Origin of the sequence: Pantoea sp. Ap-870 (assembly GCF_011752515.1) — a bacterium.
Taxonomy (GTDB): domain Bacteria; phylum Pseudomonadota; class Gammaproteobacteria; order Enterobacterales; family Enterobacteriaceae; genus Pantoea; species Pantoea dispersa.
This window is the reverse complement of record NZ_VWXG01000001.1, coordinates 1,230,424-1,253,248: the sequence shown is the minus strand read 5'-3', so window position 1 is coordinate 1,253,248 and position 22,825 is coordinate 1,230,424. Positions and strand designations below refer to the sequence as shown.

The following is a 22,825-nucleotide window of genomic DNA, read 5'->3' as shown; positions in this document are numbered from 1 at the left end:
CTGGGATAGTGCTTTAAGTGCAGCATTTATTTCTGCGTTAGCCTCTGGTGTTTCGCCAGGCTTTTGCACTACATTAAGCGCGATTTTTTTCGCCATCACCTGGAGCCCACCGTGACCCCTGCGCTACTCGATCTTTCTGGCTACATTAAATTTTTTGTGGGTTTGTTCGCGCTGGTTAACCCGGTCGGCATTATTCCGGTATTTATCAGCATGACCAGCTACCAGGCGGTGGCGGAGCGCAATAAAACTAACCTGACCGCGAACCTGGCGGTGGCGATTATCCTCTGGACCTCGCTATTCCTTGGCGACGGTATCCTGCATCTGTTTGGTATCTCGATTGACTCTTTCCGCATCGCCGGTGGCATTCTGGTGGTCACCATCGCCATGTCGATGATTAGCGGCAAGCTGGGTGAAGACAAACAGAACAAGCAGGAGAAGTCAGAAACGGCGATTCGTGAAAGCATCGGCGTGGTGCCGCTGGCGCTGCCGCTGATGGCAGGGCCGGGCGCGATCAGCTCGACCATTGTCTGGAGCTCGCGTTATCACAGCTGGCCAAATCTGCTGGGCTTTACCCTGGCGATTGCGATATTTGCCTTCTGCTGCTGGTTATTGTTCCGGGCCGCACCACTGATGGTGCGCGTATTGGGACAAACCGGTATCAACGTCATTACGCGTATCATGGGGCTGCTGCTCATGGCGCTGGGCATTGAATTTGTCGTGACCGGAATGAAAGCCCTGTTTCCAGGATTACTGAATTAACGGCGGTTATTTTTTATCGCTAAGCGCTTTGTGAACCAGAATGGTGCAAATAAATGAAATATTGCACCAATATAGTGATTTTATTTGTCGCGCTTAATATCGGCCCGACCGCATCAGTTTTACTACTGGTGTTATCCCGCACACAGCCTGAGCCTCAAAATACTGTGATAATCGTCACAGTATATCCCGCTACTCTGTAAATCATCCGCAGTATCATTCTATAGCTTGCGCTGTAAATCCGAATAAATATCCGGGCTTCAGCATTAAAAGCAGCAATATTCGTAAATATTATAAAGTTAGTTGATTAACGAATAATTAACGTGCAAATCAGGCTGAAATTCATTGTTTATCAGTGGATTAATCGATAATTCTGCTCAAGAATTAACACTTTTCCTGTGCGCGGCAACGTGATAAAAGAGAATCAGCTAACATTTTTGTGGTTTAGCTTTGGCGTGCGGGCAACGCTTCTGATAATTTTCGGCTCACCGCAAAATTTTTTATCTGCTAGCAACAAATGTGTACGCTTCTTGCTTACTGCTATCAGGTTTATGTTGAAGGTTGATATTGGTTGATGAAAAGCATGGTAGCGAAAACGGCAGCGCGCACGTTTCTGGCGCTTTGCCTCTCCAGTGCGCTGGCGCAAAGTCAGGCCGCTGAGATCCCAGCCGGGACGTCATTAGCGGATACGCAACGCATCGTTATTAACAATGGCAGCGAAGTGTCCTCGCTTGATCCACAAAAAGTCGAGGGCGTGCCGGAATCCAATGTGATTCGCAATCTGCTGGAAGGACTGGTTGAGACCGACAACAACGGTCAACTGGTGCCCGGCGTGGCGCAGCAGTGGCAAAATCAGCAGGGCCGCATCTGGACGTTCACGCTGCGTAAAGACGCCCGCTGGAGCAATGGTGAGCCGGTCACCGCGCAGGATTTTGTCTACAGCTGGCAGCGTCTGGCCGATCCGCGCACCGCCTCGCCGTACGCCAGCTATTTGCAGGCTGCGCACATCAGCAACATTGATGCCATCCTCGCCGGTAAAGCGGCGCCTTCCCAGCTGGGCGTGAAAGCGCTGGACGACCATCATTTGCAGGTTACGCTCTCTGAACCGGTCCCGTATTTTGTTGATATGCTGGCTCATACTTCGATGAAACCGGTGTATCGTCCGGCGGTAGAGCAGTGGGGCGATGCCTGGACACAGCCGCAGCACTACGTGGGGAATGGCGCTTACACGCTGGCGGACTGGGTGGTGAATGAGCAGATCGTGGTGAAGCGTAATCCGCACTACTGGGACAATGCCCATACCACGCTGGACGAAGGCGTGTTTCTGGCGCTCACCTCTGAGAATAGCGATATAAACCGCTATCGCAGTGGCGGCACCGACATGACCAACAGCGTGGTGCCGCCCGATATGTTCAAAAAACTGCAGCAGGCGCTGGGAGATGAAGTAAGAGTCAGCCCGCTACTGTGCACCTTCTATTACGAAATCAATAACAAGAAAGCGCCGTTTGACGACGTCCGCGTACGCAGCGCGCTGAAGTTAACGCTCGACCGCGACATCATCGCGCAGAAAATTATGGGGCAGGGACAGATCCCGGCCTACGGCCTGACGCCGCCCTTTATTCACGGTATTTCCCTCAATACGCCAGCGTGGGCGCAGCAGACGCAGGCGCAACGTAACGCGGCAGCGAAGCAGCTGCTGGCGGAAGCTGGCTTCAATGCCCGGCATCCGCTGCGTTTTACTCTGCTGTATAACACCTCAGAACAGAACAAGCGTCAGGCGATTGCGGCTGCCTCAATGTGGCAAAAGAATCTCGGTGCGCAGGTGACGCTGCAAAATCAGGAGTGGAAAACGCTACTGGAGACCCGTCATCAGGCACAGTTTGACGTGGTGCGCGCCACCTGGTGTGCGGATTACAACGAGCCATCCAGCTTCCTCAATCTGCTGCTGAGTGGCTCCTCCATCAACACCGCGTTTTATCACAGCGCCGCATTTGATGCGCTGATGGCGCAAACGCTCAACACCGCGGATGACGCGCAGCGCGCGCAGCTCTATCAGCAGGCGGAAAAACAGCTGGATCAGGATTCCCCGCTCATCCCGGTTTACTACCGGGTCAGCGTGCGGCTGGTCAAGCCGTGGGTGGGCGGTTTCAGCGGCAACGATCCGCAGGATATGCTGGCGCTGAAATACTATTACATAAAGAAACATTGAGTAATGTGACGATCCGGCGCTACAGTCGGGCGTCACGTTACCGTGGTAACCCTGCAGGGTGGTAGTGATCTTCGCACAGACAGGCGGAGATCTCCCGGAAACGGGGTACGCCGGGCGGTCAGCCGACCCGGTGACGATAATAAAACTGGAGCGTAATAATGAACAACATCACGAAAAAAAGCCTGATCGCCGCAGGCGTACTGGCGGCCATCGGCGCGCTGGCAGGGAATGCTGCACTGGCGGCCAACGTACCGGCGGGTACTGAACTGGCAGCGAAACAGGAGCTGGTACGCGGCAATGGCGATGAAGTACAGTCGCTGGATCCGCACAAAATCGAAGGCGTGCCGGAAAGCAACATCGCACGCGATCTGTATGAAGGTTTGATCGTGAGCGACAGCAACGGCAAACCGGTTCCGGGCGTAGCGGAAAGCTGGGAGAACAAAGATTACAAAGTCTGGACTTTCCATCTGCGTAAAAATGCCAAATGGTCAAACGGCGAGCCGGTCACCGCGCAGGACTTCGTCTACAGCTGGCAGCGTCTGGTCGATCCGAAAACTGCATCGCCGTATGCCAGCTATCCGCAGTATGGTCACATTCTTAACGTTGATGATATCATCGCCGGCAAAAAACCGACTTCCGATCTCGGCGTGAAAGCGCTGGACGACCATACGCTGGAAGTGACGCTGAGCGAGCCGGTGCCGTACTTCTATAAACTGCTGATTCACTCGGTGATGTCACCGGTGTACAAGCCGGCGATTGAGAAGTTCGGCGACCAGTGGACGCAGCCGCAGAACTGGGTCGGCAACGGTGCCTTCAAACTGGAATCTCACGTGATCAACGAGCGCGTGACGCTGGTACGTAACCCGGAATACTGGGATAACGAACATACCGTACTGAATAAAGTTACCTTCCTGCCGATCAACTCCGAAGTCAGCGATGTGAACCGTTATTTCTCGCAGAACGGCAGCGATATCACCTACAACAATATGCCGATTGAGCTGTTTAAGAAACTCCAGCGCGATAACGGTAAAGAGCTGATGGTGAAACCGTATCTCTGCACCTACTACTACGAAATCAACAACCAGAAAGCCCCGTTTACCGACGTCCGCGTACGTACCGCGCTGAAACTGGGTCTGGATCGCGACATCATGGTGAACAAAGTGCTGGCGCAGGGGCAACAGCCAGCCTACAGCTTCACCCCGCCAGCGACAGACGGCATGGAACTGCTGCCGCCGGACTGGTTCAAGTGGGATCAGAACAAGCGTAACGAAGAAGCGAAGAAACTGCTGGCCGAAGCCGGTTATACCGCTGACAAGCCGCTGACCTTCAACCTGCTGTACAACACCTCCGATCTGCACAAAAAACTGGCGATTGCCGCCTCGTCCATCTGGAAAAAGAACATCGGCGTCAACATCAAGCTGGAAAACCAGGAGTGGAAAACTTTCCTGGATACCCGTCATCAGGGCAACTTCGATGTCTCCCGTGCGGCATGGTGTGCCGACTACAACGAACCGACTTCCTTCCTGAACATCATGCTGTCGGACAGCAGCAGTAACACCTCGCACTACAAGAGCGCGGACTTCGACAAAGTGATTCATGATGCAGTCAAAGCCGCGGATGATAAGGCTCGCCTGGCGGATTATCAGAAAGCAGAGCAGATCCTCGATAAAGACAGCACCATCGTACCGGTTTACTACTACGTGAATGCGCGTCTGGTGAAACCGTACGTTGGCGGCTACACCGGCAACGATCCGCTGGATAATACCCTGGATAAAAACCTGTACATTATTAAGCATTAATAGCACTCAGGCTATCGACAGTGGCGGTGCTGCGGCGCCGCCTTTTTGACTTTGTGAAGCAACAGCCTGGTAGGTACGGCAATGTTAAAATTCATCCTGCGTCGGCTCCTTGAAGCCATCCCGACGCTGTTTATTCTGATTACCATCTCCTTCTTCATGATGCGACTGGCACCCGGTAGTCCGTTTACCGGCGAGCGTACGCTGTCGCCAGAAGTCATGGCCAACATTGAGGCCAAATATCACCTCAACGATCCGATCGGCAAACAGTATGTCAGCTACCTGGTACAGCTGGCACACGGCGATTTCGGGCCGTCGTTTAAATATAAAGACTACTCGGTTAACTACCTGGTCGGTCATGCGTTTCCGGTATCGGCCAAACTGGGGCTGGCAGCCTTCTTCCTTGCGGTGGTGCTGGGCGTCACGGCGGGGGTTATCGCCGCGCTGAAGCAAAACAGTTTGTGGGATTATGCGGTCATGGGGGTGGCGATGACCGGGGTGGTCATTCCCAGCTTCGTGGTGGCACCGCTGCTGGTACTGATCTTTGCCATCACCCTGCGCTGGCTGCCGGGCGGCGGCTGGAATGGCGGGCAGTGGAACTACATGCTGCTGCCGATGGTGGCGCTGTCACTGGCTTACATCGCCAGTATCGCCCGTATCACCCGCGGCTCGATGATTGAAGTGATGCACTCCAACTTCATACGCACCGCGCGTGCGAAAGGGCTGCCGCTGCGCCGTATTGTGCTGCGCCACGCGCTGAAGCCAGCGCTGCTGCCGGTGCTCTCCTATATGGGGCCGGCGTTTGTTGGCATCATCACCGGTTCGATGGTAATCGAATCAATTTACGGTCTGCCGGGCATCGGTCAGCTGTTTGTCAACGGCGCACTGAACCGTGACTACTCGCTGGTGATGAGCCTGACCATTCTGGTCGGCGTGCTGACCATCCTGTTCAACGCGATCGTTGACGTGCTGTACGCCGTTATCGATCCGAAAATTCGTTACTGATGGTGGAGCTCGCTCATGATGTTAAGTAAGAAAAATAGCGAAGCTCTGGACGCGTTCAGCGAAAAGCTGGAAGTGGAAGGGCGCAGCCTGTGGCAGGACGCACGTCGCCGCTTTATTCATAACCGTGCGGCCCTTATCAGCCTGCTGGTGCTGCTGGTGATTGCGCTGTTCGTGGTGTTCGCCCCGATGCTGGCGCAGTTCAAATATGATGATACCGACTGGGCGATGATGTCTGCACCGCCGGACACCACCTCAGGGCACTGGTTTGGCACCGACTCTTCCGGGCGTGACCTGCTGGTGCGCGTGGCGATTGGCGGCCGTATCTCGCTGATGGTCGGCATCGCTTCAGCGCTGATCGCGGTGCTGGTGGGCACGCTGTACGGTTCGCTGGCCGGCTACCTCGGCGGCAAGATTGACTCGGTGATGATGCGTATCCTGGAAATCCTCAACTCGTTCCCGTTTATGTTCTTCGTCATCCTGCTGGTGACCTTCTTTGGCCGTAATATCCTGCTGATCTTCGTTGCCATTGGCATGGTTTCATGGCTGGATATGGCGCGTATCGTGCGCGGCCAGACGCTGGGACTGAAGCGCAAAGAGTTCATCGAAGCGGCGCAGGTCGGCGGCGTTTCTACCGGCAATATCGTGCTGCGCCACATCGTGCCAAACGTGCTGGGCGTGGTGGTGGTGTATGCCTCGCTGCTGGTGCCAAGCATGATCCTGTTTGAATCCTTCCTGAGTTTCCTCGGCCTCGGCACTCAGGAGCCACTGAGCAGCTGGGGCGCGCTGTTGAGCGACGGCGCCAACTCGATGGAAGTATCACCGTGGCTGCTGATGTTCCCGGCGGGATTCCTGGTGGTGACGTTGTTCTGTTTCAACTTTATCGGCGATGGCCTGCGTGACGCCCTCGACCCGAAAGATCGTTAAGGAGTTTCCCGATGACCCATCATGATACTCAGCAGCCGCTGGCGGCTGCACCTGCGGGAAACGCTAACCTGCTGCTGGACGTTAAAGATCTGCGCGTCACCTTCAGTACCCACGACGGCGACGTGACCGCTGTGAACGACCTCAACTTTTCCCTGCGCGCCGGTGAAACGCTGGGCATTGTTGGTGAATCCGGCTCCGGAAAATCGCAAACCGCGTTTGCGCTGATGGGACTGCTGGCGAAAAATGGTCGCATTGGTGGCTCGGCGCAGTTTAACGGCAGCGAAATCCTCAATCTGCCGGAAAGCAAGCTGAACAAGCTGCGCGCGGAGCAGATTGCGATGATTTTCCAGGACCCGATGACATCGCTCAATCCGTACATGCGCGTCGGCGAACAGCTGATGGAGGTGCTGAAACTGCACAAAGGCATGAGCAGCGCCCAGGCGTTTGAAGAGTCGGTGCGCATGCTGGATGCGGTGAAAATGCCGGAAGCGCGCAAGCGCATGAAGATGTTCCCGCACGAGTTTTCCGGTGGCATGCGTCAGCGCGTAATGATCGCCATGGCGCTGCTGTGCCGACCAAAGCTGCTGATCGCCGACGAGCCAACCACCGCGCTGGATGTCACCGTGCAGGCGCAAATCATGACGCTGCTGAATGAGCTGAAGCGTGAATTTAACACCGCCATCATCATGATCACTCACGATCTCGGCGTTGTTGCCGGGATCTGTGACAAGGTACTGGTGATGTATGCCGGGCGCACCATGGAATATGGCCGTGCGCGCGATGTGTTCTACCAGCCGGCGCATCCGTACTCGATCGGTTTGCTGAGCGCGGTGCCGCGTCTTGACGCGGAGGGAGAGTCGCTGACCACCATTCCCGGCAACCCGCCCAACCTGTTGCGTCTGCCGCAGGGCTGTCCGTTCCAGCCGCGCTGCGCATATGCCATGGATATTTGTGCCAAATCACCGCCGCTTGAACCGTTTGCCGAAGGGCGCCTGCGCGCCTGCTTCAAACCGGTGGAGGAGTTAGTATGAGCACCGTAATCGAAGAAAAAAAAGTGTTGCTGGAAATCGCCGATCTCAGGGTGCATTTCGATATCAAAGACGGCAAGCAGTGGTTCTGGCAGCCGCCGAAAACCCTGAAAGCGGTGGATGGTGTCAGTCTGCGTTTGTATGAAGGTGAAACCCTCGGCGTGGTCGGTGAATCCGGCTGCGGCAAATCCACGCTGGCGCGCGCCATTATCGGTCTGGTGAAAGCCACCGACGGGCGCGTGGCGTGGCTGGGGCGCGATCTGCTGGGCCAGAGCCAGGAAGAGTGGCGTCAGGCGCGCAGTGACATTCAGATGATCTTCCAGGACCCGCTGGCCTCGCTCAACCCGCGTATGACCATTGGTGACATCATTGCCGAACCGCTGCGCACCTACTATCCAAAGATGCCGCGTCAGGAAGTGAAGGATAAGGTTAAAACCATGATGATGAAGGTCGGTCTGCTGCCGAACCTCATCAACCGCTATCCGCACGAGTTCTCCGGTGGCCAGTGCCAGCGTATCGGTATCGCCCGTGCACTGATTCTTGAGCCGAAGCTGATTATCTGTGATGAGCCGGTGTCGGCGCTCGACGTGTCGATTCAGGCGCAGGTGGTCAACCTGCTGCAGAAACTGCAGCGTGAAATGGGCCTGTCGCTGATCTTCATCGCGCATGACCTGGCGGTGGTGAAGCACATCTCTGATCGCGTACTGGTGATGTATCTCGGCCACGCGGTTGAGCTGGGTACCTATGATGCGGTGTATAACGATCCACAGCATCCGTACACCAAAGCGCTGATGTCGGCGGTGCCGATTCCTGATCCGGACCTGGAGAAGAATAAGCAGATTCAGCTGCTGGAAGGGGAACTGCCGTCGCCAATCAATCCGCCATCAGGCTGCGTGTTCCGCACCCGCTGCCCGATTGCCAGCCCGGAGTGCGCCAAAACCCGACCGTTACTCGAAGGCAGTTTCCGCCATGCGGTGTCCTGTCTGAAGGTTGATCCGCTTTAATAGCGGTGCCATAAACAACAACGCCGGGCAGTGCCCGGCGTTTTTTATGCGCTGCGGCTTATTCACGCCACAGAATATGACACAGCTTATGATCTTTCTCGCGGCACAGCAGGATGCGCGCGAACACATCGGTAATCGGTTCGCCGTCCGCTTCACCGAGGCCGATCACCACTTCTGAGAAGAAGTCAGGGTTGAGATCGAAATCCACATGTTCCTGCCAGTCTTCGGATGGATCAAACAGCTCGGCGCCGCCGCGCTCTTCAAATTGCAGATTGAACAGAATGATGTCTGCCGGATCGAGGTTATCGCCTGCCAGCTCAAGAAAAATATCGTAAGCCTGTTCCAGCGTTTCATCTTCAGTAAGGCGATTATTTAAATCCATGGTCATTCCTGCTTGCCCTGAGGCGGTAATATTTTCGCTCGTTTTACAGTAAAGGGCTAAAGAAGTAAAACAGTCGTTCGACGATGCGCTGCCACCAGGCACGTTTTGCCCAGCGCGCGCCGTCCAGCAGACGCGAACGGGCGATATAATCATCCTGGACGGTGGCGAGATCGCTACCAAAGCCGTCATCATCCACCACCAGCGTGATCTCGAAGTTGAGCCACAGGCTGCGCATATCCAGGTTCACCGTGCCCACCAGGCTGAGCTGACCGTCTACCAGCACGCTCTTGGTGTGCAACAGGCCATCTTCAAACTGATAGATTTTCACCCCGGCTTCCAGCAGTTCAGTGAAGAAGGCGCGGCTGGCCCAGCCGACCAGCAGCGAGTCATTGTGGCGCGGTACAACAATGCTCACCTCAACGCCACGCAGCGCGGCGGTACAGATGGCGTGCAGTAAGTCGTCGCTCGGCACGAAGTAGGGCGTGGTCATGATCAGCTGCTCGCGCGCCGAATACACCGCCGTCAGCAGCGCCTGATGAATCATGTCCTCGGGGAAGCCCGGACCTGAGGCGATCACCTGAATGGTGTGACCGCTCTCCTGCTCAAACGGCATCACATTGCCGTCCGGCGCCGGCGGCAGAATGCGTTTGCCGGTTTCGATTTCCCAGTCGCAGGCATAGACGATGCCCATGGTGGTGGCCACCGGGCCCTCCATGCGCGCCATCAGATCAATCCACTGACCCACGCCAGCCTCCTGTTTAAAGAAGCGCGGATCCACCAGATTCATGCTGCCGGTATAAGCAATATAGTTATCGATCAGCACCACTTTGCGGTGCTGACGCAAATCCATGCGGCGCAGGAATACACGCCACAGGCTAACCTGCAATGCCTCGACCACATCAATACCGGCGTTGCGCATCATGCCCACCCACGGACTGCGGAAGAACGCCACGCTGCCGGCGGAGTCCAGCATCAGGCGGCAGTGCACGCCGCGCCGTGAGGCAGCCATCAGCGATTCCGCCACATCATCAGCCAGACCACCCGGCTGCCAGATGTAGAACACCATCTCAATATTATGGCGCGCCAGCTGAATATCGCGGATCAGCGCCTGCATCACGTCATCGGCGCTGGTCAGCAGCTGCAGCTGATTGCCTTTAACGCCGGCAATACCCTGACGATGACGGCACAGCTCGAACAGGGAACGCGCCACGTCGCTGTGTTCAGTCGCGAAAATGTGACGACACTGTTTCAGGTCGTTGAGCCATTTGGCGGTCGAGGGCCACATGGTGCGGGCGCGTTCTGCGCGACGTTTACCTAAATGCAGTTCGCCAAACGACAGATAGGCAATAATACCCACCAGCGGCAGAATGTAGATGATCAGCAGCCAGGCCATCGCTGAGGTCACCGCACGCCGCTTCATCAGGATGCGCAGCGTAACCCCGGCAATCAGCAGCCAGTAGCCAAACAGCAGCAACCAGCTGATAAGGGTATAAAATGTGGTCATAAAGTGGACGTCCCGTTCGCGCTTTGATGGGCAAAGTTTACGTGTTGATCTGCGCCAGCGAAACCTTTAATCGTTGATGACGTTTCGATGAAGGTTTCGATTTGGCATTTTTAGCCAGATCACTATAATGCGTCGCGGGTTTAGCCAGTCAGAGAGGATGTGATGAGACGCAGCAGAAATGAAGTGGCCCGCTGGAGAATGTTACGCCAGGCGCATCGCCGTCGTGCCCGCTGGCTGGAAGGGCAGTCACGTCGTTATAAGCGCATCCATGCGATTCGTCATCAGGTAGCGCAGCAGCAGCGCCGCTCCATCCTGTTTATCACGCAGAATACCTGAGCAATGAACGCGGTCGTCAGTGGCCGCGTAATACCAGTGAAACATTCACTATCTGCAGGGCCGCCGCCAGTACCACCAGCATGACGATGTGCTGGCGCGCCTGACGCCAGCCCTGACGGCGCCACAGCCACAGCGCACGACCAATCAGTAGCAGCACCAGCACTAACAACAGAAGGGGCTGCCACTGCATCAGAACACCCGTTTAAACGGTTTAACCGTGACTTTATCGTACACGCCAGCGGCGATATACGGATCGTCATTGGCCCACGACTGGGCCGTTTCCAGCGATGAGAACTCGGCAACAATCACAGAACCGGTGAAACCAGCCGGGCCCGGCTCATTACTGTCGACGGCAGGCAGAGGACCGGCGACAATCAGACGCCCCTCATCCTGCAGCAGCTGCAGACGCGCCAGGTGTGCCGGGCGCACAGAGTTACGTTTTTCCAGTGAATCTGCGGTATCTTCCGCATAAATGACGTAAAGCACGATGGGATACTCCCGTTAGACTTGCCGAATTTGCGAGACACGTTAAGTGATCGCTAAACAGAGTGCAAACGAAAGATACTGGGCGCGCGCTGCAACGCAGGCAGGGTTAAAAAGCGCCTTTCTTTTGGGCTTCAGTAGCGTGCTTATTGAAACTGATTGCTATTTGCATTTAAAATCAGCGCTTCACTCAATGAACATGACTGATATGACGACGTTGACTACGCCTTTTCCAACCCGAACGCCTGTGTCCGTGATTTTATCCGTGCTCCTTCACGGTTCGGTAATCGCCGGCATTCTTTATGCTTCATTTCATCAGACCATTGAGGTTCCTAAAGCGTCTCAGCCTATCAGCATTAGCATGGTGGCCCCCGAAGTGCAGCCTGAACCGGCACCTGCAGCCGTAACCCCGCCGCCGCCGCCCGAACCGGAACCCGAGCCGGAAGTCGCGCCAGAGCCACCAAAAGCCGAGCCGGTGCCGATCCCTAAGCCGGAACCTAAACCGAAGCCAAAACCGAAACCGAAGCCAAAGGTGGAGAAAAAGGCAGAGCCGAAGCCGCGCCAGCAGGTGAAGCCGCAGGAGAATCCGTTTAAACAGGACGCGCCAGCCGCGCAAACGCGCCCCTCTACGGCACCGAAGAGTAACCCGGCCCCGACGCAGACGGTGTCGGATGGACCGAAAGCGATGAGCGTCAGCAAGCCGGCGTATCCGGCGCGTGCGTTCGCGCTGCGCGTTGAAGGGCGGGTGCGGGTGAAGTTTGACGTGGACAGCGATGGGCGCGTCGATAACGTCGAGATTTTGTCTGCCGAGCCGCGCAACATGTTTGAGCGCGAAGTGAAGCAGGCGATGAAGAAATGGCGCTATCAGCCAGGACGGCCGGGCAAAGGGCTGACGATGAACATCGTGTTCCGCATTAACGGTGGCGCGAACATCGAGTAACGTCAGACAGGCAAAGAAAAAGCGGCCATTCCGGGCCGCTTTTTTTATACGCTTAATCGCTCAGATTGGCCCGGCCTTCCGGCAGCGGCCTTCCGGCAGCGGACGGGATTTCCCGCTGTTATCGACCGCCACGTAAACAAACACCGCTTCGGTGGCGCAGTAAGTCTGGCCGATCGGTTCGGACGACACTTTTTTAATCCACACTTCCACGTTAATGGTCATCGAGCTATTGCCGGTGCGGATGCAGCGCGCGTAGCAGCTCACCACATCGCCGACGGCGACGGGCTTGAGGAAGGTCATACCGTCCACGCGCACCGTTACCACGCGACCTTTGGCAATCTCTTTAGCCAGTATCGCGCCGCCCATATCCATCTGCGACATCAGCCAGCCGCCGAAGATATCACCGTTGGCATTGGTATCTGCCGGCATCGCCAGGGTACGCGAGACCATCTCGCCTTGCGGCAACTTATGTTTTTCGTCCATTGCTCAGTTCTTCTGCAGGTGAAGACAAGCCCGGCGGAGACCGGGCTGCATCGATTATTTTTGTTCTTGTTGCGGCATCTGTCGCCAGATATACAGGCCGCTTAACAGCGTAAACAGCAGGGTCAGGCCGGTAAGACCGAACACCTTAAAGTTAACCCAAAACGCCTGGGATAACCAAAACGCGACATAAATATTCGCCAGGCCGCAGGCCAGGAAGAACAGGGCCCAGGCGATATTCAGCCGACGCCATACCGCACCCGGCAGCTGCAGTTCTTTACCAAGCATGGTCTGGATCAGCGGTTGCTGCATAAACCACTGGCTGTACAGCAGCGCCAGCGCGAACAGCGAGTAAATCACCGTGACTTTCCACTTGATGAATTCATCATTGTGGAACACATAGGTCAGGGTGCCGAACACCGCAACCAGCACAAAGGTGAAAATAGTCATCTTTTCCAGCTTGCGGTACAGCACCCAGCTGACCACCAGCGCGATACCGGTCGCCACCACCAGCGCGCCGGAGGCGACGAAAATGTCGTACAGCTTGTAGAAAATAAAGAAAACTACCAGGGGAAGAAAATCGAGTAACTGCTTCATAGCGTTTCCAGTCAGGGGCAGGAGCGTTGAGTTACGGCGCCGCCGCGGGCGCCGTAACGCTTAACGTAACAGCATATACAGCCGGTACAAATAGATAATCAGAATGGCTGATACCAGGTTGCCCAGCGCGTTGAGCACCACCGAAGCGATATTGGCAGGCAGCACGGTCAGCGAGGAGAAGAAGAACATCAGCGCAATTTTCGCCAGCAGCCACAGAATAATCGCCGGGGCGATCACCTTAATGTTCTTCCATGCCAGACGCATACTGGCGCGCATCGCACTGAAAATGCCCATTTTTTCACTTGCCAGCATCACCGGCGCCAGCGACAGCAGAATCGCCAGAATCACACCCGGCACCATCAGTACCATAAAGCCCAGCTGAACCAGCAGGGTGATCAGGAAGGTCTGCACCAGCAGTTTCGGCAGCAGCGGTGCAGAGGCGCCAATCGCGCGCAGCGCGCTGACGCGCTGTCCACTGGATACCATCGGCAGCAGGCACAGCATGCCGCCCAGCAGCAGCGTGTTGCCAATCAGGGCAGCAAAAGTGCCGGCGGCAGAGGCGCGCAGCAGAATGCGTTGCTGATCCGGTGACATGTTCTGGACGATTTCAAACAGCGATGAGGCGCTGCTGTCGGTCTGGCTGAGCAGGGATAACTGATCCTCGCCCGGCGTCAGGGCGTGGCCAACAATCACGGTAATAAACGAGGTCAGCAACGCCATCAGCACGATGGTGACCAGCTGATGGCGCAGAAAATTTCCTGTGTCACGGTATAACGAGCTTGCCGTGATAGACATGTACACTCCTTGAAGGAACCGGGTTAATTAACCCGGCGATTGTACATGTTCTGCAGGCAGGCTGGCACCCGGAATCCCATAACTTTCTGTCATCTCAGGTAAAGAAGGGTGAAAAAGCGCGGGTAAACCATAGCGCGCCCGCGCGCGATCGCAGGCGTCATTTGGCACGCCATTTTCGCCGGACATGGCAAACTCCCGGCACGGTGACGGCCGCTGCGCATAAATACCACAGGATACACAGCCGCCAATTTCGCCCTGCAGCGCCACGCAGCGCGGGGCACGATCGTTGGTGCCGCGCATGTTGCGCATCATCAGGCTCAGGGGTTCCGTCAGTTCAACCGGCACCGCGCCACCGCCGTCATCGGCTTCGGCCCAGTAAAAAGAAACGCGAAAATGGGCGCAGCAGGCGCCACAGGTCATACAGGGGTTAAGTAAATCGCTCATCTGATCGCCCGCCACTCCTGAGGCTTCGAACCAAAATCACAAAAGGGGAATAGCAACATAATCACGCCGTGTCATGGCGGCAACAGGATTTTTATGTCCGCTTGTAAAGGCAAAATTGATCTGAATCAATTCATTGTTTTATAAGTGATTAATTTGAATTGATGCTGATGATCTTTTCGCAAAAAAGGGGTAAATCTTGTGCCGCGATTAACCTCAATACCCTGTTTTCCGGCAAAGGAGTGATTATGAAACTGGCTAAATGCGCGCTGCTGCTGGCGCTGGCGATCCCGCAACTGGCACTGGCTCACCAGGCCGGTGATTTTTTTGTGCGCGCCGGTAGCGCGACCGTTCGTCCGACCGAAGGCTCTGATAATGTGCTGGGTATGGGCGGCTTCAGCGTCAGTAATGATACCCAGCTGGGTCTGACGTTTACCTGGATGGCGACCGACAATATCGGCGTTGAGCTGCTGGCGGCCACGCCGTTTCGCCACAAAGTGGGACTTGGCCCGACCGGCAACCTCGCTACCGTGCGTCAGCTGCCGCCCACCCTGATGGCGCAGTACTACTTTTTCGACAGCCAAAGCGCGCTACGCCCTTACGTTGGCGTCGGGATCAACTACACCACCTTCTACGATGCGAAGTTCAACCAGACCGGGCAGGATGCGCAGCTGAGCGATTTAAGCGTGAAAGACTCCTGGGGCGTAGCGGGTCAGGTCGGGCTGGATTATCAGATCAACCGCGACTGGATGCTCAACGCGTCATTGTGGTACATGGACATCGATACCGAAGTGAAATTCAAAGCGGCGGGCGAACAGCAGAATATCAATACCCGCATCGATCCGTGGGTGTTCTTCTTTGGCGCGGGCTACCGTTTCTGATTTTTACACCAGAAAGAAAAAGGGCGACCCGCAGGTCGCCCGTTTAGTTACTTAATCTGCATATTGTTGACGACGGATTTTACCCCCGCCACGTTACGCGTTACCGCAACCGCACGGTTGGCCATCTGCGGCGAGCTGACAAAGCCGCTCAGCTGTACTTTCCCTTTGAAGGTCTCAACGTTAATTTCTGTCGATTTCAGCGCCTCGTCATTCAGCAGCTGAGCCTTCACTTTGGTGGTAATGACCGTGTCATCAATGTAACCGCCGGTCCCTTCCTTTGTTGCTGTTGGTGCACAGGCACTTAAGGTGAGCGCCATCACTGCAGCCACTAAAAAACCCGCAACGACTTTGAACAATTTCATTGGTTATCTCCCTGTCATAGATGGTGGTGCACCGTAACGTGACGGCACGCTTAAGTGTGGGCCGTGCCTCGCATTTCGGCAACTCAGGCGCGATGAAAAAGTTTGTCGCAGGGGAGAAAAAAGGGGGCAGGAAGTAAGAAGGGCCCTGCAGCCAGTGCAGGGCCGTGCCAACTTAGCGGGTAGCCGCTTTGAGATCGCTGACGAACGTTTGCAGTTCGCTGAGCAGCGCCGTTGGGTCGTTCTGATTACGCTCGATGATTTTCACGATGGCCGAGCCGGAGATGGCTCCGGCGGCTCCGGCGGCAACGGCCTCTTTCACCTGACCCGGCTCAGAGATGCCGAAGCCCTGCAACGGCGGCGCAGCATGATATTCGCGCAGCTTCTCAATCAGATGATGCAGCGGCAGGCTGGCGCGATTTTCCGCACCGGTAACGCCGGCGCGTGACAGCAGATAGGTGTAGCCACGGCCGTGCGAGGCGATTTCGCGCAGCAGATCGTCATCCGCGTTGGGCGGACAGATAAAGATCGGCGCAATGTTGTGACGCATCGCCGCCTGGCGGAACGGTGCCGACTCTTCCACCGGCACGTCAGCCACCAGCACCGAGTCAACGCCCACCGCAGCGCACTGCGCGTAGAAGTTGTCGATACCTCTGCTGAACACCAGGTTGGCGTACATCAGCAGGCCAATCGGCAGATCGGGGTATTTCTGGCGCACGGTGGCCAGCATTTCAAAACACTGCGCCACGGTGGTGCCGGCGGCAAAGGCACGCAGCGTAGCGCCCTGAATCGTCGGGCCATCGGCCAGCGGATCGGAGAACGGAATGCCCAGCTCCAGCGCATCCGCACCGCCCGCGACCAGCGCATCAATAATTTTCAGCGACAGCGCCGGCGACGGATCGCCAAGGGTGACGAAGGGCACAAACGCGCCTTCCTGTTTCGCGGACAGACGTTGAAACAGCTGATTATAACGCTCCATCAGATCTCTCCCTTAGCTTTCAGAATATCGTGAACGGTAAAGATGTCTTTGTCGCCGCGGCCGGAAAGGTTTACCACCAGCAGTTGCTCTTTGTCCGGGTTTTCGCGGATCATCTTCAGCGCATACGCCAGCGCGTGTGATGACTCCAGTGCCGGAATGATGCCTTCGGCACGACACAGCGTCTTGAACGCGTCGAGCGCTTCATCATCCGTGATTGACACGTAGTCAGCGCGGCCGGTGCTGTTCAGGTGCGCATGCTGCGGACCGACCGACGGGAAATCGAGACCGGCAGAGATGGAGTAGGACTCTTCGATCTGTCCCTCTTCGGTCTGCATCATCGGCGCCTTCATGCCGAAATAGATGCCGACGCGACCGTGCTTGAGCGGCGCACCGTGCTCACCGGTGTCAATACCGTGACCCGCAGGCTCCACGCCGATCAGGCGCACGCTGCTCTCTTCGATGAAATCCGCAAACATGCCGATGGCGTTAGAACCGCCGCCGACGCACGCCAGTACCGCATCCGGCAGGCGACCCTCTTTTTCCAGAATCTGTGCTTTGGTCTCTTCGCCAATCATGCGCTGGAATTCACGCACAATGGTCGGGAACGGGTGCGGACCTGCGGCAGTGCCGAGCATGTAGTGCGCGGTTTCGTAGCTGCCGGACCAGTCGCGCAGCGCCTCGTTACAGGCATCTTTCAGCGTGGCCGAGCCGCTGTGTACCGGAATCACCTCTGCGCCCATCAGCCGCATACGGAACACGTTGGGTGACTGACGCTCAACGTCTTTCGCGCCCATGTAAATACGGCATTTCATGCCGAGCAGGGCACACGCCAGTGCCGACGCCACGCCGTGCTGACCGGCGCCGGTTTCCGCGATGATCTCGTTTTTGCCCATGCGTTTTGCCAGCAGCGCCTGGCCCAGCACCTGGTTAGTTTTGTGTGCGCCGCCGTGCAGCAGGTCTTCGCGCTTCAGGTACAGGCGGGTTTTGCTGCCTTTGGTCAGGTTGCTGCACAGCGTGAGGGCCGTCGGGCGACCGGCGTAGTTTTTCAGCAGGTCAGTGAATTCAGCCTGAAACGCCGGATCGCGCTGTGCTTCAACAAAGGCCGTTTCCAGCTGACGCAGTGCTGGCATCAAAATCTGCGGCACATACTGGCCGCCGAACTCGCCAAAGTAGGGATTAAGTAATGTCGTCATCGTGTCCTCTTCCTTATCCGGCCCGCCCGCAGGCGGGCAGACGCAATTAATAGGCGCGCAGCGTGCGGAATACCGCCGCGACTTTGCTGGCATCTTTGATGCCCGGCGCGGATTCCACGCCGGAGTTGAAGTCGAGGCCGGCACAGCCGAGCTGAGCGGCTTCGACGCAGTTATCGGCGCTCAGGCCACCGGCCAGCAGCACACCAGCCAGGTCTTCACCCTGCAGCAGCGACCAGTCAAAGCGCTGACCGCTGCCACCCTGGCCATTATCCAGCACGTAGCGATCAACGTGCGGCCAGTCACGTGGCGGCAACCGATCTTTAATGCTCAGTGCCTTCCAGATGCGCACGCTGGCTGGCAGCGCCTGGCGCAGTTCCGCAACGTAGGCTTTGTCTTCGTCGCCGTGCAACTGGACGGCCGCAAGCGATAAACGCGCGGCTAACGTGACAACGTCACTGATAGCCTGATTGCGGAACACGCCGACATACTTCAGTGGCGCAGCGGCGATCACCGCCTGCGCCTGCGCCTCGTTAACCTGGCGCGGCGAACCGGCGGCAAAAATCACGCCGCCATACAGCGCGCCGGCCTGATGCGCGGCCTGCGCGTCTTCCGGGCGGGTCAGGCCGCACACCTTGTTATCGCCCAGCAGCACGCGGCGCACACCGGCGTCGAGGTCGTGCTCTTCCATCAGCGCCGAGCCAATTAAAAAGCCGTTGGCAAAATGGCTCAGCTCGCGCACCTGGGCGTAATTATGGATGCCGGACTCGCTGATCACGGTGACGCCATGGCTGAGACGCGGGGCCAGCTGACGCGTGCGATTCAGGTCAATCGACAAATCACGCAGATCGCGGTTGTTGATGCCGACCACTTTAGCTTCCAGCGCGATAGCGCGCTCCAGCTCTTCTTCATTACTGACTTCGGTCAGCACGCCCATTTTCAGGCTATGCGCCACCGCAGCCAGCTGACGGTACTGCTCATCATCCAGTACGGACAGCATCAGCAGAATGGCATCGGCCTGATAATGGCGCGCCAGGTAAATCTGGTAGGGATCAATAATAAAGTCTTTGCACAGCACCGGCTGCGTGATGGCGGCGCTGACCACCGGCAGGAAATCAAAGCTGCCCTGGAAATATTTCTCATCGGTCAGCACTGACACCGCAGAGGCGTAATGGCGGTAGATCCCGGCGATAGTCGCGGGATCAAAATCGGCGCGAATCAGCCCTTTCGACGGGGAGGCTTTTTTACACTCCAGAATGAAGACGGTGCGCGTGCCACGCAGCGCCTCGTAAAAATGACGCTCCGCCGGCTGCAGATCGTTCTGGAAGGAGGCCAGCGGCTGCTGCGATTTACGTGCTTCAACCCACAGGGCTTTATCCTGCACAATTTTCTCTAATACGGTGCCCTTGATACTCATTTCATCCTCTCGCTGCCAGTGCCACAACGCGCTCGTACGCCTGACCGCTGCGAATGGCAGCCATGGCGCGCTCAGCGTTATCGCGCAAATCTTCATTTCCGAATACTTTCAGCAACATTGCGACATTTACCGCAACGGCCTGCTCGTGGGCGGGCTGGCCTTTACCCTGGAGCAAACGCGTCAGAATGTCACGGTTTTCTTCCGGTGTGCCGCCGGCCAGCGCCTCTTTCGGCTGGAAGCTGAAGCCAAAGTCTTCCGGCGTCAGCTGGTAGCTGGTGATCTCACCGTCACGCAGCTCAGCGACCTGGGTCGCACTGTGCAGCGCTACTTCATCCATGCCGCCACCGTGCACCACGGCAGCACGCTGGTAGCCCAGCACTTTCAGCGTCTGGGCGATAGGCAGCACCAGTTCCGGACTGTAGACGCCAATCACCGCCAGCGGTGGGCGCGCCGGGTTGATCAGCGGACCCAGCACGTTAAACAGCGTGCGGGTTTTCAGTTGCTGGCGCACCGGCATCGCGTGGCGGAAACCGCTGTGATATTGCGGCGCAAACAGGAAACAGACGTTGAGATCGTCCAGCGCCTGCCGTGCCTGCTGCGCCGGCATGTCGAGATTGATACCGAAAGCGGCCAGCAGATCGGAAGATCCGGATTTGCTGGAGACGCTACGGTTGCCGTGCTTGGCCACTTTCAGCCCGCAGGTGGCGGCGACAAAGGCGCTGGCCGTGGAAATATTAATACTGTTGCTGCCGTCACCGCCGGTGCCAACGATATCGGCAAAGGTATAGTCCGGACGTGGGAACGGTCTGGCATCGGCCAGCAGCGCGGAGGCGGCACCGGCGATCTCTTCCGGGCGCTCGCCACGCACTTTCATGGCGATCAGCGCTGCTGCCAGCTGCGTTGGCTCCAGCTGTCCGGTAATAATCGCGCTGAACAGCTGGTGGCTCTCGGCCTGGCTCAGCGTTTGCGCCTGGTACAGTTTTTCCAGAATAGTTTGCATCATCATCTCCCTGTTATTTCGCCAGCGCCCAGGCCAGTGTTTGCTCCAGCAGACGTGCGCCCTGCGTGGTGAGAATCGACTCGGGATGGAACTGGAAGCCGCACACGCGGTCCGTTTCGTGACGCACCGCCATCACCATGCCGTTGTAGCTGGCGTTAACCGTCAGTTCCGCCGGCGTATTGCTGCCTACCAGCGAGTGGTAGCGCGCCACCGGCAGCGGGTTGCTGAGGCCGGTAAACATCGCCTCGCCATCATGGGTAATGGCGGAGGCTTTGCCGTGCAGAATTTCGCCCGCCTGGCCGACGTGCCCGCCGTAAGCTTCGACGATGGCCTGATGGCCGAGACAGATACCAATGATCGGCAGCTGACCGCGCAGCGCCTGTAACAGCTGCGGCATGCAGCCGGCATCTTTGGGTGCGCCAGGGCCGGGTGAGAGCATCAGCACCGGGTTTTCCATCTGCTGCAGGCGGTCGATCAGCACTTCTGCCGGGACGTTGTTGCGGTAAATCACCACGTTGTGGCCAAAGGTACGCAGCTGATCAACGAGGTTGTAGGTAAAGGAGTCGATATTATCGAGCAGCAGGATATCGGCCATCAGAAAATCTCCTTGCAGTGATGGGCAGTAGCGATGGCGCGCAATACCGCGCGGGCTTTGTTGCGGCTCTCATCCGCTTCAGCCTGAGGCTGAGAATCCAGCACCACGCCGGCACCGGCCTGCACGGTGGCGACGCCACCTTCCACCCAGGCGGAGCGGATGACGATGCAGGTATCCAGGTCGCCGCTGGCGGTGAAGTAGCCGACCGCGCCGCCGTAGCTGCCGCGCCGCGTGCCTTCTTTTTCCGCAATCAGCTGCATCGCGCGCACTTTCGGTGCGCCACTCAGCGTGCCCATGTTCATGCAGGCGCGATAGGCGTGCAGCACATCAAGATCGTTGCGCAGCGTGCCTACCACGCGGGACACCAGATGCATCACAAACGAGTAGCGGTCCACTTTGGTTAAATCCGCCACATAACGGCTGCCGGGCACACAGATACGCGCCAGGTCGTTGCGCGCCAGATCAACCAGCATCAGGTGCTCAGCCAGCTCTTTATGATCGGTGCGCATTTCCAGTTCAATACGGCTGTCCAGGTCGCGATCCAGCGAGCCATCCGCATGGCGACCGCGCGGACGCGTACCGGCAATCGGGTAGATTTCGATCTGGCGCGAGCTGGCGTCATACTTCAGCGAGCTCTCCGGCGAAGCGCCGAACAGCGCAAAATCCTGATCCTGCATAAAGAACATGTACGGGCTGGGGTTGCTGTTTTTCAGCGTATCGTAAGCCGCCAGCGGTGACGGGCACGGCAGCGAGAAGCGGCGCGATGGCACCACCTGGAAGATTTCGCCGATGCGAATGGCCTGCTGCAGTTCGCTTACCACGTTGCAGTAAGCTTCATCGCTCTGGCTGGTGCTCAGCGTCATCTGCTCGACGCGCTGCACCGGCAGCGCAGGCGCTGGCTGCGTCATCTGACCGTGCAGCTGTTCAATACGGCTCTGCAGACGCTGAAACTCGCTGGTCGACGGCGCAAACAGGCTGGCCTGCAGACGGGCGCTGCGCTGCTGGTGATCGATCACCAGTAACGTTTCGGCGAGGTAGAAACAGTAGTCCGGGCAGCTTTGGTCATTGCGCAGCGGCGGCAGATCTTCAAATCCCGCCACCAGATCGTAGGCAAACAGGCCGCCCAGCAGCATGGCTTCACGCTCTTCGGCCGGGCTGTTCACCAGATGCGGAATCAGACGCAGCGCATCAAACACCGACAGCGCCTTCAGGCGGGAGTCTTCATCGTGCAGACCCTCAACCGGCGTGAAATGCAGTTCACGTCCGTCCGGGCGCACGGCGATGCGCACCTCGGGCGGCAGCGCTTCGTCCAGCAGCGGCAGCAGCGCGCGGCCGTTTTCCGACAGCGCCTGCAGGGTAACAACATTGCCCAGGGCGCTGATGCGCAGCGCGCTGTCGACAATCAGCAGGCTTTTCAGGTTCTGCTTGCTGTCGATATCGGCAGATTCAAGCAGCAGAGTTGCCGGTCGTGCGCCGCATAATTGATGAAACACTGCGGCCGGATCTTCGCGGTAGGGCGCGGTACCGGTAATCAACTTCAATGTAGGTTTCGCATTAGCCATAATGGATTCTCTGAATTTCGCTCAAAAAAAAGCCCGCTCGGTGGCGGGCTCAGGTATCTGCACTGCGGTTACGCAAAATGTGCATGACGACGTCGCCCGTGAAAGGGATCATCGCGCCACCAACCATTAACATGCGTACCGATAAGAGCCATGATTAAATAC

General features: G+C 57.3%; 23 protein-coding genes, 1 pseudogene and 1 other annotated feature. Of the genes and pseudogenes, 10 read left to right on the top strand and 14 right to left on the bottom strand.

Annotated elements, in window-relative coordinates:
- The first annotated feature begins 111 nt into the window (after positions 1-111).
- The 7 genes from F3J41_RS06065 (at position 112) to oppF (ending at position 8,722) form a co-directional block, all read left to right on the top strand.
- Complete coding sequence (locus F3J41_RS06065; RefSeq protein WP_031280216.1) at positions 112-759, top strand: YchE family NAAT transporter; 648 nt, start codon at positions 112-114, stop codon at positions 757-759.
- A 571-nt stretch (positions 760-1,330) separates the two neighbouring features.
- A complete protein-coding gene (locus F3J41_RS06060) occupies positions 1,331-2,965 on the top strand; it encodes an ABC transporter substrate-binding protein (protein WP_166710224.1) in 1,635 nt (544 codons plus the stop codon).
- 158 nt (positions 2,966-3,123) lie between these two features.
- Positions 3,124-4,764 carry an oligopeptide ABC transporter substrate-binding protein OppA gene (gene oppA / locus F3J41_RS06055; RefSeq protein WP_166710222.1) on the top strand — a complete coding sequence of 547 codons (1,641 nt, stop codon included), beginning with the start codon at positions 3,124-3,126 and terminating at the stop codon, positions 4,762-4,764.
- An 81-nt stretch (positions 4,765-4,845) separates the two neighbouring features.
- Positions 4,846-5,766 (top strand): oligopeptide ABC transporter permease OppB, encoded by a 921-nt coding sequence (gene oppB / locus F3J41_RS06050; RefSeq protein ID WP_136547356.1) that lies wholly within the window; start codon positions 4,846-4,848, stop codon positions 5,764-5,766.
- A gap of 15 nt (positions 5,767-5,781) precedes the next feature.
- Complete coding sequence (gene oppC / locus F3J41_RS06045; protein WP_021510086.1) at positions 5,782-6,690, top strand: oligopeptide ABC transporter permease OppC; 909 nt, start codon at positions 5,782-5,784, stop codon at positions 6,688-6,690.
- Positions 6,691-6,701: 11 nt separating this feature from the next.
- On the top strand, positions 6,702-7,721 hold the full coding sequence (locus tag F3J41_RS06040; protein ID WP_021510087.1) for an ABC transporter ATP-binding protein: 1,020 nt from the start codon (positions 6,702-6,704) through the stop codon (positions 7,719-7,721).
- Positions 7,718-8,722 (top strand): murein tripeptide/oligopeptide ABC transporter ATP binding protein OppF, encoded by a 1,005-nt coding sequence (gene oppF / locus F3J41_RS06035; protein ID WP_166710220.1) that lies wholly within the window; start codon positions 7,718-7,720, stop codon positions 8,720-8,722. Before F3J41_RS06040 ends, oppF begins: the two co-directional genes overlap by 4 nt.
- A 58-nt stretch (positions 8,723-8,780) precedes the next feature.
- Here the strand turns inward: oppF and F3J41_RS06030 are convergent, their stop codons facing one another.
- On the bottom strand, positions 8,781-9,110 hold the full coding sequence (locus F3J41_RS06030; RefSeq protein WP_013509338.1) for an HI1450 family dsDNA-mimic protein: 330 nt from the start codon (positions 9,108-9,110) through the stop codon (positions 8,781-8,783).
- A gap of 37 nt (positions 9,111-9,147) precedes the next feature.
- Positions 9,148-10,608: a cardiolipin synthase gene (gene cls / locus F3J41_RS06025; RefSeq protein WP_125308554.1), complete on the bottom strand. Its 1,461-nt coding sequence runs from the start codon at positions 10,606-10,608 to the stop codon at positions 9,148-9,150.
- A 162-nt stretch (positions 10,609-10,770) separates the two neighbouring features.
- On the opposite strand from cls, the gene F3J41_RS06020 reads away from it, so the two are divergent.
- Positions 10,771-10,944 carry a YciY family protein gene (locus tag F3J41_RS06020; protein ID WP_088517180.1) on the top strand — a complete coding sequence of 58 codons (174 nt, stop codon included), beginning with the start codon at positions 10,771-10,773 and terminating at the stop codon, positions 10,942-10,944.
- A gap of 16 nt (positions 10,945-10,960) precedes the next feature.
- Here F3J41_RS06020 and F3J41_RS06015 read toward each other — a convergent pair whose 3' ends face one another.
- Both F3J41_RS06015 and F3J41_RS06010 read right to left on the bottom strand, forming a co-directional pair.
- Positions 10,961-11,134: a hypothetical protein gene (locus tag F3J41_RS06015; RefSeq protein WP_021510092.1), complete on the bottom strand. Its 174-nt coding sequence runs from the start codon at positions 11,132-11,134 to the stop codon at positions 10,961-10,963.
- Positions 11,134-11,430, bottom strand: coding sequence for a YciI family protein (locus tag F3J41_RS06010; protein ID WP_010617723.1), 297 nt, complete (start codon positions 11,428-11,430; stop codon positions 11,134-11,136). The genes F3J41_RS06015 and F3J41_RS06010 overlap by 1 nt, the downstream gene beginning before the upstream one ends.
- A gap of 205 nt (positions 11,431-11,635) precedes the next feature.
- Between F3J41_RS06010 and tonB the strand changes: the two genes are divergently transcribed.
- Positions 11,636-12,367 carry a TonB system transport protein TonB gene (gene tonB, locus F3J41_RS06005; protein ID WP_031280217.1) on the top strand — a complete coding sequence of 244 codons (732 nt, stop codon included), beginning with the start codon at positions 11,636-11,638 and terminating at the stop codon, positions 12,365-12,367.
- Between the two features lie 60 nt (positions 12,368-12,427).
- Here the strand turns inward: tonB and yciA are convergent, their stop codons facing one another.
- From yciA to F3J41_RS05985, 4 genes are read right to left on the bottom strand one after another with little or no spacing between them, the layout of a single operon-like run.
- Entirely contained in the window at positions 12,428-12,850 is a 423-nt protein-coding gene (gene yciA / locus F3J41_RS06000; RefSeq protein ID WP_166710218.1) for an acyl-CoA thioester hydrolase YciA, read from the bottom strand.
- Positions 12,851-12,904: 54 nt separating this feature from the next.
- Entirely contained in the window at positions 12,905-13,444 is a 540-nt protein-coding gene (locus F3J41_RS05995) for a septation protein A (RefSeq protein ID WP_058758637.1), read from the bottom strand.
- A gap of 60 nt (positions 13,445-13,504) precedes the next feature.
- Positions 13,505-14,239 (bottom strand): YciC family protein, encoded by a 735-nt coding sequence (locus F3J41_RS05990; RefSeq protein ID WP_104092993.1) that lies wholly within the window; start codon positions 14,237-14,239, stop codon positions 13,505-13,507.
- Between the two features lie 27 nt (positions 14,240-14,266).
- The gene (locus tag F3J41_RS05985) at positions 14,267-14,683 is read right to left on the bottom strand and encodes a YkgJ family cysteine cluster protein (RefSeq protein ID WP_021510097.1); all 417 of its coding nucleotides are present in this window, start codon (positions 14,681-14,683) and stop codon (positions 14,267-14,269) included.
- A 245-nt stretch (positions 14,684-14,928) separates the two neighbouring features.
- On the opposite strand from F3J41_RS05985, the gene ompW reads away from it, so the two are divergent.
- On the top strand, positions 14,929-15,561 hold the full coding sequence (gene ompW / locus F3J41_RS05980) for an outer membrane protein OmpW (RefSeq protein ID WP_058771265.1): 633 nt from the start codon (positions 14,929-14,931) through the stop codon (positions 15,559-15,561).
- Between the two features lie 47 nt (positions 15,562-15,608).
- Here the strand turns inward: ompW and F3J41_RS05975 are convergent, their stop codons facing one another.
- From F3J41_RS05975 to F3J41_RS05945, 6 genes and pseudogenes are all read right to left on the bottom strand, one after another.
- Positions 15,609-15,923: a BON domain-containing protein gene (locus F3J41_RS05975; protein ID WP_021510099.1), complete on the bottom strand. Its 315-nt coding sequence runs from the start codon at positions 15,921-15,923 to the stop codon at positions 15,609-15,611.
- A gap of 172 nt (positions 15,924-16,095) precedes the next feature.
- Positions 16,096-16,899 (bottom strand): tryptophan synthase subunit alpha, encoded by an 804-nt coding sequence (gene trpA / locus F3J41_RS05970; protein ID WP_058771266.1) that lies wholly within the window; start codon positions 16,897-16,899, stop codon positions 16,096-16,098.
- On the bottom strand, positions 16,899-18,092 hold the full coding sequence (gene trpB / locus F3J41_RS05965) for a tryptophan synthase subunit beta (RefSeq protein WP_021510101.1): 1,194 nt from the start codon (positions 18,090-18,092) through the stop codon (positions 16,899-16,901). The genes trpA and trpB overlap by 1 nt, the downstream gene beginning before the upstream one ends.
- A 46-nt stretch (positions 18,093-18,138) precedes the next feature.
- Complete coding sequence (gene trpCF, locus F3J41_RS05960; protein ID WP_166710216.1) at positions 18,139-19,506, bottom strand: bifunctional indole-3-glycerol-phosphate synthase TrpC/phosphoribosylanthranilate isomerase TrpF; 1,368 nt, start codon at positions 19,504-19,506, stop codon at positions 18,139-18,141.
- Position 19,507: 1 nt separating this feature from the next.
- Positions 19,508-21,101, bottom strand: a pseudogene (gene trpD, locus F3J41_RS23380) (bifunctional anthranilate synthase glutamate amidotransferase component TrpG/anthranilate phosphoribosyltransferase TrpD).
- On the bottom strand, positions 21,101-22,663 hold the full coding sequence (locus tag F3J41_RS05945) for an anthranilate synthase component 1 (RefSeq protein ID WP_031280219.1): 1,563 nt from the start codon (positions 22,661-22,663) through the stop codon (positions 21,101-21,103). The pseudogene trpD and the gene F3J41_RS05945 overlap by 1 nt, the downstream one beginning before the upstream one ends.
- 23 nt (positions 22,664-22,686) lie before the next feature.
- Positions 22,687-22,791 (bottom strand) — a sequence feature (Trp leader region).
- Between the last annotated feature and the right edge of the window lie 34 nt (positions 22,792-22,825).

What these genes read in the sequence shown, in the direction of transcription:
- F3J41_RS06060 (WP_166710224.1), top strand. Translation starts at nt 1,331, where the DNA reads ATGAAAAGCATGGTAGCGAAAACGGCAGCGCGCACGTTTCTGGCGCTT.
- oppA (WP_166710222.1), top strand. Translation starts at nt 3,124, where the DNA reads ATGAACAACATCACGAAAAAAAGCCTGATCGCCGCAGGCGTACTGGCG.
- oppB (WP_136547356.1), top strand. Translation starts at nt 4,846, where the DNA reads ATGTTAAAATTCATCCTGCGTCGGCTCCTTGAAGCCATCCCGACGCTG.
- oppC (WP_021510086.1), top strand. Translation starts at nt 5,782, where the DNA reads ATGATGTTAAGTAAGAAAAATAGCGAAGCTCTGGACGCGTTCAGCGAA.
- F3J41_RS06040 (WP_021510087.1), top strand. Translation starts at nt 6,702, where the DNA reads ATGACCCATCATGATACTCAGCAGCCGCTGGCGGCTGCACCTGCGGGA.
- oppF (WP_166710220.1), top strand. Translation starts at nt 7,718, where the DNA reads ATGAGCACCGTAATCGAAGAAAAAAAAGTGTTGCTGGAAATCGCCGAT.
- F3J41_RS06030 (WP_013509338.1), bottom strand. Translation starts at nt 9,110, where the DNA reads ATGACCATGGATTTAAATAATCGCCTTACTGAAGATGAAACGCTGGAA.
- cls (WP_125308554.1), bottom strand. Translation starts at nt 10,608, where the DNA reads ATGACCACATTTTATACCCTTATCAGCTGGTTGCTGCTGTTTGGCTAC.
- F3J41_RS06020 (WP_088517180.1), top strand. Translation starts at nt 10,771, where the DNA reads ATGAGACGCAGCAGAAATGAAGTGGCCCGCTGGAGAATGTTACGCCAG.
- F3J41_RS06015 (WP_021510092.1), bottom strand. Translation starts at nt 11,134, where the DNA reads ATGCAGTGGCAGCCCCTTCTGTTGTTAGTGCTGGTGCTGCTACTGATT.
- tonB (WP_031280217.1), top strand. Translation starts at nt 11,636, where the DNA reads ATGACGACGTTGACTACGCCTTTTCCAACCCGAACGCCTGTGTCCGTG.
- yciA (WP_166710218.1), bottom strand. Translation starts at nt 12,850, where the DNA reads ATGGACGAAAAACATAAGTTGCCGCAAGGCGAGATGGTCTCGCGTACC.
- F3J41_RS05995 (WP_058758637.1), bottom strand. Translation starts at nt 13,444, where the DNA reads ATGAAGCAGTTACTCGATTTTCTTCCCCTGGTAGTTTTCTTTATTTTC.
- F3J41_RS05990 (WP_104092993.1), bottom strand. Translation starts at nt 14,239, where the DNA reads ATGTCTATCACGGCAAGCTCGTTATACCGTGACACAGGAAATTTTCTG.
- F3J41_RS05985 (WP_021510097.1), bottom strand. Translation starts at nt 14,683, where the DNA reads ATGAGCGATTTACTTAACCCCTGTATGACCTGTGGCGCCTGCTGCGCC.
- ompW (WP_058771265.1), top strand. Translation starts at nt 14,929, where the DNA reads ATGAAACTGGCTAAATGCGCGCTGCTGCTGGCGCTGGCGATCCCGCAA.
- F3J41_RS05975 (WP_021510099.1), bottom strand. Translation starts at nt 15,923, where the DNA reads ATGAAATTGTTCAAAGTCGTTGCGGGTTTTTTAGTGGCTGCAGTGATG.
- trpA (WP_058771266.1), bottom strand. Translation starts at nt 16,899, where the DNA reads ATGGAGCGTTATAATCAGCTGTTTCAACGTCTGTCCGCGAAACAGGAA.
- trpB (WP_021510101.1), bottom strand. Translation starts at nt 18,092, where the DNA reads ATGACGACATTACTTAATCCCTACTTTGGCGAGTTCGGCGGCCAGTAT.
- trpCF (WP_166710216.1), bottom strand. Translation starts at nt 19,506, where the DNA reads ATGAGTATCAAGGGCACCGTATTAGAGAAAATTGTGCAGGATAAAGCC.
- F3J41_RS05945 (WP_031280219.1), bottom strand. Translation starts at nt 22,663, where the DNA reads ATGGCTAATGCGAAACCTACATTGAAGTTGATTACCGGTACCGCGCCC.